Below are 704 nucleotides of genomic sequence, written 5' to 3'. Positions count from 1 at the left end.
CCTGCTGCCCGGGTCCATACAGGCGCAGGACCAGGGTGAACGCCCCGCTTGCTGGCGTCGGCAACCAGTTGCTCTGCTCCGGCGGAGCGGTGTTCTGCAGGATCAACGTCAACCCGCCGTCCGCGTCCACTTGCAAACGATCCCGGCTGCTCAAGCAGTAGCGATTGATCGGGTTGGCCACCAGTTGCCGGTCCGGCAAGTCATACAACGTCAACGACCAGAACTCGCTGGCCGGCGGTAATTGACCGGGTGCGAAACGCAGGCGATAGCTACGCCCGCCCTGCAAGGGTTGCCCCTGATTATCCATGCGGGTGCCGGTGTAGAAGGCCTCTTCCACGCTGTTTCCGTAGATGCCGACATTCGCCGCGACGGCGCGGTTGAGGTAATTGCCGTTCAGCGCTTCGCGAGTGCCGAACAGGCCGAGGGTGGTGCGTACCTGGCTCACTGCGGTTTGCAGTTGCGCCTGGGCATCCTGAATCCCGGCGAGCAGCGCCTGGCGCACATCAGCCGGCAGTGCCGTTACATCGAAAGCCTGACCCGGCACGATGCCGATCCGCGCAAAGCGTGCGCGCAAGGCTTGTTCGGACGGTTGCGTGGGACACAGGCTGAGGATCTGGTTCAGCGCCGCAATGAACTCCGGCCCCAACCCGGTCTTGCTGTCCCAGGGTTGCCAGTCAATGGCTGGCGCAGCCACAGGCGGTGCA

1 protein-coding gene is annotated in these 704 nt (G+C 64.2%); it reads right to left on the bottom strand.

Going from position 1 to position 704, the window contains the following annotated elements; genetic code table 11:
* On the bottom strand, positions 1-704 hold a 704-nt coding region (locus PMI28_RS25070), incomplete at both ends, for a DUF1214 domain-containing protein (RefSeq protein WP_007982607.1).

Origin of the sequence: Pseudomonas sp. GM48, assembly GCF_000282335.1 — a bacterium.
Lineage (GTDB): Bacteria > Pseudomonadota > Gammaproteobacteria > Pseudomonadales > Pseudomonadaceae > Aquipseudomonas.
This window is presented reverse-complemented; position numbering and strand designations above follow the sequence as displayed.